The 7,688-nt window shown below is 40.0% G+C and carries 5 protein-coding genes and 1 pseudogene; 5 read left to right on the top strand and 1 reads right to left on the bottom strand.

Features of this window, described 5'->3' with window-relative positions; translation table 11 throughout:
* Positions 1-93 precede the first annotated feature (93 nt).
* The 4 genes from H6G14_RS32330 to H6G14_RS32315 all read left to right on the top strand — a co-directional run bounded on the left by H6G14_RS32330 (position 94) and on the right by H6G14_RS32315 (position 4,627).
* The gene (locus tag H6G14_RS32330; protein ID WP_242054323.1) at positions 94-2,055 is read left to right on the top strand and encodes an ATP-binding cassette domain-containing protein; all 1,962 of its coding nucleotides are present in this window, start codon (positions 94-96) and stop codon (positions 2,053-2,055) included.
* Between the two features lie 347 nt (positions 2,056-2,402).
* Positions 2,403-3,602: an AIPR family protein gene (locus H6G14_RS32325; protein ID WP_190572986.1), complete on the top strand. Its 1,200-nt coding sequence runs from the start codon at positions 2,403-2,405 to the stop codon at positions 3,600-3,602.
* A gap of 1 nt (position 3,603) precedes the next feature.
* Positions 3,604-4,008 (top strand): hypothetical protein, encoded by a 405-nt coding sequence (locus H6G14_RS32320; protein ID WP_190572984.1) that lies wholly within the window; start codon positions 3,604-3,606, stop codon positions 4,006-4,008.
* 214 nt (positions 4,009-4,222) lie between these two features.
* Positions 4,223-4,627, top strand: coding sequence for a hypothetical protein (locus tag H6G14_RS32315; protein ID WP_190572982.1), 405 nt, complete (start codon positions 4,223-4,225; stop codon positions 4,625-4,627).
* A gap of 77 nt (positions 4,628-4,704) precedes the next feature.
* Here the strand turns inward: H6G14_RS32315 and H6G14_RS32310 are convergent, their stop codons facing one another.
* Entirely contained in the window at positions 4,705-5,241 is a 537-nt protein-coding gene (locus H6G14_RS32310) for a hypothetical protein (RefSeq protein ID WP_010999747.1), read from the bottom strand.
* Between the two features lie 39 nt (positions 5,242-5,280).
* Here H6G14_RS32310 and H6G14_RS32305 point away from each other — a divergent pair.
* Positions 5,281-7,688: pseudogene (locus tag H6G14_RS32305) on the top strand (hypothetical protein); the annotation flags it as partial.

The raw sequence follows: 7,688 nt of genomic DNA, 5'->3' as shown, positions 1-7,688 counted from the left end.
TTTATCCTTTGACTTACATTCACTATTTATCTAAGACAATTGGCTTTATTCTAGATGTTTGAATTTGCTTCCCAATTCTTATTAGCAATTAAGATGCGTTCGCCCTGGGTAGAGATTGAGTCGGAAATTCAAGCGAAAAATTTTGTTTCAGAGCCATCAACCGTTACAGCAAAATTTGAGCCAATTCAAACACCAAATCATACATATAGACAAACTAGACAAAGAGCCGGACTAAGATTAGATGCAATAGACTTGCGAAAATATAGCCACCCCATACTCGCCTCGACAACGTTACTCAATGAAATCTCGCTGTCGTTCTTGCCTAACGAGTTCATTGTTATTGCTGGGGTAAGTGGTGGGGGAAAATCCACATTGATTGATGCACTCAATGGGCAACGACGCGCTAGGGGGAAAGTATTAGTTGATGGGGTTGACCTGTACAAGAATTATCACGCATTCAAGAATCTCATCGGTTATGTTCCCCAGGACGACATAGTTCATCTTGACTTGACTGTATGGGAAGCATTCACGTTTGCTGCCCAGCTTCGAGTACCCTTTCTATTAATCAGCGAACAGCAGCAATTGGTAGAAGCAATACTACAACATCTGCATCTGGTGGAGCGAAAGAATGTCCCAGTTAAGCAACTCAGTGGAGGACAACGTAAACGAGTTTCTATTGGCGTGGAATTAATCAGCAACCCCAGTTTGTTTTTTCTAGATGAGGCGACATCTGGGCTAGACCCAGGAACAGAGTTGCAAATTATGTCGTTGTTGCGTTCTGTAGCAGATGTGGGTAGTACAGTAGTGTTGATTACTCATGCTACTAAGAATGTAGCGATCGCAGATCAAGTAGTTTTCCTTGCCAAAGGTGGACGACTGGCATACGTGGGGCCGCCCAAGTTGGCATTAGACTATTTCGGGGTACAAGATTTTGATGCAATCTATCACAAAGTAGAACATCAACTCTCCCCGACACAATGGGAAGAACGGTTTAAATCATCAGGGTATTACAAGAAATTTATTAGCGATCGCCTGCTATCGCTACCGCAACACAATCAAGCACCCTCACCAGACAAAGCGAATTTGAGAGAACAACTGGTGGTGTTGTGCCAACGTAATCTGTTGATTCTGCTCAAGAACAAGTTGAGCTTGGCATTGATGCTATTGGGAGCGCCTATTCTCGGTTCACTCAACTTTGTACTGTGGAAATCCGACCTGTTCAGTACCAAAACTGGGAATGCAGGGCAAGCCATTTCTATGCTGTTCGTAGTGGTGGTGATGGCGATTATGTCTGGTTCCTTAGCAATGATGCCGGAGATAGCAAAGGAAAGACCAATTTACAAAAGAGAGAGAAGTGTGGGGTTGGGACTAGCACCCTATCTTCTGTCAAAGCTGCTTCTAGGGTTGGGACTGGCTTTGTACCAGTCGGCTGTACTGCTTTACTTGATGGTAGTAGCCGTTGAGATTCCTGGCGCTGATATTAATACCGCAGCAATGTACTTTACCTTGTTTCTGGCATCATTTGGCAGTATGGTGTTGGGTTTGATTGTCAGTGCCGTTGCACCAAATCAAAGTGTAGCCCCCTTAATAATACTCGTCTTGTTAGTGTTTCAAATCGTCTTTGGCGGTGGAATACAACCAACGGAGAACCTCAATAGTAATCCAGATGCCAAGGCTTTTAGCCAATTGATGCTTTCCAAATACTCGTTTGAAAATTTAGTATTTTTATCAAAAATGGGTGCAGATGTAGCAGATGATTTCTGTTGGCAGAAGTCTGAGAATCAAAGGAAAAAACTACCTGCTTCCTTGATAGCCCAATGCAACTGCTACAACAAGAATATGTTTACTAAATGTAATTTTCCCGGTTTAGGTAAGATAAAGAGAACCTCGTTACTGAATAATGACTTATTAAAAGCCAATCTGTTAATCCAAAGTATTCTGGATGGTTATGAACGGCTTATCTATACCGATGTATCCCGAAATAATTGGAGTTTGATTTATTTGATTGTGGGGATGATATGGATATTATTTATGATTCTGCGTTTTCGAGGTTAGCAACAAAAAACTTCTGGATTATTTTAGAAGTAATTGGTGTGTTTTAACTTTTTTGCCAGTAGACGACTTTCACCGTTTACTAGAACTATTGTACTGTAAACAATTACTAAGATAAATACTTTCGACACAAATATTACCCGATATTTTGGCTGATGAATGTATTTATTAATAATGAAAATACTTTACAGTATTTATCATTTTCTCTGAAGGAATCTCTAAATATATTCCCGTAATAAAATATAAAATAATCAATAGGTAGATAATTAAAGATAACGTTTTATTACCATCATAATTGTTGCTACTTTATCATTGGTAAACCAAGAGTTTTTTGTCAATCAAGGAAGAATATGCCGAAAAATTGGACGTTGAAAGTTGACCAATATATCAACGCAAATTCTAAGTGCATCATTGCTACTGCTCATGTAGATAGTTTCCCCACCGACCTACCACTAGAACCAAATATCCGTGAACCAAACCTCAAAAGCTCAACATACAAACAAATATTTGATTCACTAACCACTGAACCAGAAAAATTCTTCCAAAGAAATAACGGAATTGTGCTGTGTGTCAATAAAGTAAAGCCGAAAAGCAAGACAGAGCTAGAGCTAGAAATACTGCAAGCAAACGAAGGTGGGAACGATGGGGTGATTAATGGTGGACATAGTGTTTCCGCCTTTGAGCAAGCTAGAGCAAACAAGTACGACCTTAGCAAAGCGAGAGTGAAAGTTAGCATCCATATTGGGCTAAGTGAAGACGAAGCCAAAGACATTGCTCTAGCATCAAATACATCATCCCCAGTAGATGCACGTTCCAAAGTAAATGCCAGAGGTGACTATCAATTTATCAAACACTTTTTAGGACGCTTAGAAAACGAAGAAGATATCAAGTTCCGCATAGCCTATTACCAGAACCAAAGCGGTGCGCCCAAGAGTCCTCACTGTAATATCAACCATCTCATCAAATTAATGAACTGTTTGGATAGAAATAAATACAACCCAGACAGCAAGAGCAGAACTAAGCACCCACCTGTAAGCAATACACCTAGCTTGAGTGATGCGGAAAGACAACGGCTATTGAAATTGTTGCCACTACTGCCCAAAGGATTATGGATTGAGCAAAGGCTGTTCAAAATTATAGAAGAACACATCACCAACCCCAGAAAAAAAGGAACCATTGACTTAGCCTCTATTGACCCCCGCAAAAATACACTCTTACCCGACAGCCGTTATTCATTCGGCTTTGGCGCACCTGCTGATATCGCTATGCCCATTGTTGCTGCTTATCGTGTGTTTTTGGACGAGAACTACAACTGGTTAATTCCTTTTGATGATTTCGCGGAGGATTTTTTACAACATTTGTGGAATAACTACTACCGTAAATATTTAGTCTCAGAGAAACTCGCAGGAAATACAGTGGGTAGCAAAATCTGTCGCAATCCGGTCATTTGGGATAACCTCTACGTTTCGGCACAGAGCTACCTCAATCAACAGTTGCTCAAAATGGTTGGGTCAAACAACAAACGCGAACAATTAACATTGGCAAATTAATATGGCTGAAACAACACAATTGCAGGTACAAGAATTAGCCCAGTTCGCCCAAGAACAACAGTTCAACACGCAGTATCAGCAGTATTTTGGTGACGTGTGGGAAGAAGCTGGAGTTAAAGACATTTCCAAAATGACTGTCTCTGATGCCGAGCAGACCTTGAAGGTACTGGCTGATAGTGAGGCATCCCCCCAATTTGTCAAATCTTTGCTGGCACAAGCGGCTCTTTCTGGAGCGCCACTGCAAGTTTTAGAGTATTTTTTGACCAGTGATATTGACGGTGATGGGCGGACTTTGGCTCAGGAAATCTTTCAGGACGGCACAAATCCTCTGGAGCCAGATACACCCAAGACACAGGTTGTATCTCCATCCCAATCTCAAGAACCTGACTTGGAATGGGAGATTTAAAATCCTTCTCCTTTCCCCAGTTCTCAATAGCATAAACTCGCTGATTTTACTAGCAACTCCAGTACCGATTTTTTCAGTACCAAAGTTGCTAGTTCTTTTTTGAAAGCACATTTAAACTTCTTGAGTTAGGTAGATTTTCCAGAAGTTGGTGCAGTTGAGAAATCAATTACACCTGTTCTCTCAACTAACTCAACAATTAAATGAGGCGATAATTATGACTTTATTGAATATTGATAGACCCACCGATACAGCCCAAGTAAAGCTGTGGAATGAGCGCGATTTATCTTCCAGCGATCGCCGGCGAGAGAAGTTAGAAACTCTCCTGTGCCAAAAAGTACAACTTGGCGAAGACCCAACCTTGTGTGAGAAAGTATTAGACTACTTGTATTTTTCAACACTTCAGGACAAACTCAATCGCATTGCTGTCCAAAAAGAAAAAGAAAGGTCAGTATTTGCCTCTGTACAGCAAGTTGTTATTTTATCTTTTGCTATTCTGGGGATGTTTGCGTTCCTCGCCGCCGTTTCCAATAAGTCCGTTGTGCGTTCACCTATGGTGGAGCGAAGCTCATCGCCAACGCCCCTGGTGAACCCGCCTGCTATTGAACGGCAGGCTCCTTAAAAATACATGAATATTAAAAATGCTGAAAGTATTGGGAAAATAACACTTTCAGCTTGCATAAAATATGTGTGGATGAGCTACCAAGGCGTATCTTTGTCGAAAGGTAGTGAGCTTGGTTCTTCACAGTTTCGCAAGTCGATTTCCATCTGTTTGTGGCGTTCTAAATATGTGAGGCTCGTTGCAAGTAATCGGTTCATTTCCTGTTCGCCAAAATTGATCCCTATTTCGGCATCTCTTGCAGATACCTTGTTGTAGCTATCAACCTCCAGCTTTTTACGTCGCTCCATTTCATCTAACCAACTTTCGCTAGTTCCTCGTGCCAGTTCAGACTCCCTATATTCGGGCTTGAGAGAGCCATCTGGGTTGAACTGTTGTTTTTCTGTGGGGGTAAAGAAATCGTAGGCGGTGAAGATGGGCCAGGGTTCGGGATCTGTTTCGTCCAACCTTTTCCATTCGTCAAATTCTTCTTTCAATCTTTGAGCATAACTATCAACTGCGGCGGGATTTCTCCCTTGAGATATTTTTTGCTGTCTAACCTCATCCTTTATTGTTCCATCTGGATTAAATTCTTTGCCGTGCATATTTAGCCAACGTTTAATTCTTGTTCCTGACATATTAAACTCCTGAAAATTTTTGAATACTTAAATAAAAATATGTCTCTTGAGTTTAAGCATTTTGATACCAGACTAAACCAATGGATTCATACTGACGGAGATAATAAGAATCCTGACTCAATTTTAACTGAAAAATTAGATAATACTCTACTAGAGTTTTACTTTCCAGATAAACAATTCTCTTTTGGACATATAGATGAACATAGTACACCAGAAGATTTAAAAAATCACCCAGATGGACATATATTGTTATTATCATCCAAAACTAGATTACTATATGGTTCACCTGAATGCCTGGAAATAATTGATAAATTATGCCCTGATAGGAAAGACAGAGGAGCTTACGGCTCCATCTTTCTAGGTGGTTGTAAAAATTCAATTCATCAACAATTAAATATTTTAATTGTTGATGATTCTAATGGTGATAATGGAAATATATTATCAAATGATTTAGCCTATAAAATGGTGGGAGATTGCTATGGACAAATATCAACCCAACTTTATGAAAAGTTAACTAAACACGAAGAACAACCAGATAAAAGTTATCACGTGATTCAGCATCGCTTTGGATGGAAAGATGCTGATGGAACAGATACTAAATACAGGTTTGGGAAAAGGACACTACGACCCTATAGATTAGATAAAATAGAATATGCCAACCCAAATAATGAACCCAAAATAGATTTAATCCTCCCTCTATCCAGCTTCAAAGGCACAGATAAGGATCGCCCTGATGGAGCAAGCAAGCCACAGATCCGACCAGGGTTATACAAACAAAAAATATGGCTAGGCGAAAAGTCTCAATCCGAGCGCGGTAAAACAGCGATATCTCAGTTATTAGCCTCATTTACTCAAGGGATTAAGGACTTCGCTGAGGAACTAGAGGCACAAGCCCTGAAATTAGCCGAAATGCAGTCAGACCCCAGGAAAGTAGCAGAACTTTACTGTGAAAAGTATGAAAAACGTAAGGCTTTCACTGAGGAACAAAAAGCTGCTATACGGCAACAAATTACTGAACAAAATACTGATGGAAAATTAGCAAAACAATTAGAACTACTAACCCGGAATAAAGAATCAAAAGAATTTGAAGTAAGCGATGAACTTGACGAATCTCCGAAAGAAGATTTGTTAATGTACAGAATTATTAAAGCTGACTTAATTGGAGGACATAATCAGCTTTTAGAAACTGAGAAAGTAAGGAAGGAACTGAGTCGATTTGTACAGAATGAATGGAAAGATATTGCAATCGGGCGCACTTTAACATTTGACCGAGGGATGATAATCCCATCAAAGGAACTGAAAAACGGTGAAATATGCGTACCTTGGTTAGATGATGGGGAAAAAGTTTTAAACTTCCGTTCACCTTTTCTCAATTCTAACGGTTTGTGCGTTTCAGCTAATAAACTTGTTAAAGATAGACTTGCACCAGACGGTGCGAATTTAAAAGGTGTTATTGTCGTAAATGATGAAGACCACTCTCGCATCAAGGCTAGAATTGCTACTCTGGAAGCGCAAGGAATAGATACCGACGAATTAGACCCATTAGAAACCGAGTCAGAACGCCAGGGTAGAGACTTTGACGGTGACTGTATTGGTGTAGCCCTAGCAAGCTTATACCCTAATTTTACGGCAGAAGCCGAGTACAAGAACCAAGTTGAAAATGCTTATGCTCCCACAGTCAAACTGAAAAAACAATCGTTTTATCTACCCGATGGCACACAACCACCCTTTGAAGAAATAGCTATCCACATGAGCGATAGTATCAGTGTTGGGGTAATTAATAATCAAGTTACCGCACTGGAAGCCCTAGAATCAGAAATTGAAATATTAAAAACCTATGGAACACCTGAACAAAAATCAGAATACTTAGATAAAGTAGCAAATCATTACCAAGGTTTATTAGAGGCTGAGAATTACCAAAAACCAAAACCAATTAGAGAGGAGTATAGACTATATATACAATCTGTTGTAACACTAGCTCAAGCGCCAAGAACGAGCGGAATCATTCAGCAGGCGATGGAAACTAACCGTCTAATGTATCGGAAAATGGTGGAGGAGGGTTGTTTTCAAAACCAGATAGCGGTGGATTTATTCAAAAGCTCTAAAACCCCAGGGATGGGATTAATTAGAGAAAACAATCGCTACTTATATCGAGATGTTAATTATATTAAAGATAAAAAATCTAGAACAGCATATTTAACCGAAGGAATAAAAACCACAGGCTATTCCCCAGTAGAATTATTAATTAACCAAACTAACAAATATTTTCAATTCTCACAATTAGAATCACGCCCCATAGTTCAGTTTCAGGATTTATTTAAAGGAGTAGAGTTCACATCGCAGCAGAGATTAGAAGCGATCGCCGCCAAATTCGAGTATGACCGACTGTTCAACGCGGCGGTGCGGATGGATATAAAGCGCGAAACTGAGCAAGGGCCGTCTGCGGT

Source organism: Nostoc parmelioides FACHB-3921 (assembly GCF_014696625.1).
Lineage (GTDB): Bacteria > Cyanobacteriota > Cyanobacteriia > Cyanobacteriales > Nostocaceae > Trichormus > Trichormus parmelioides.
This window is presented reverse-complemented; position numbering and strand designations above follow the sequence as displayed.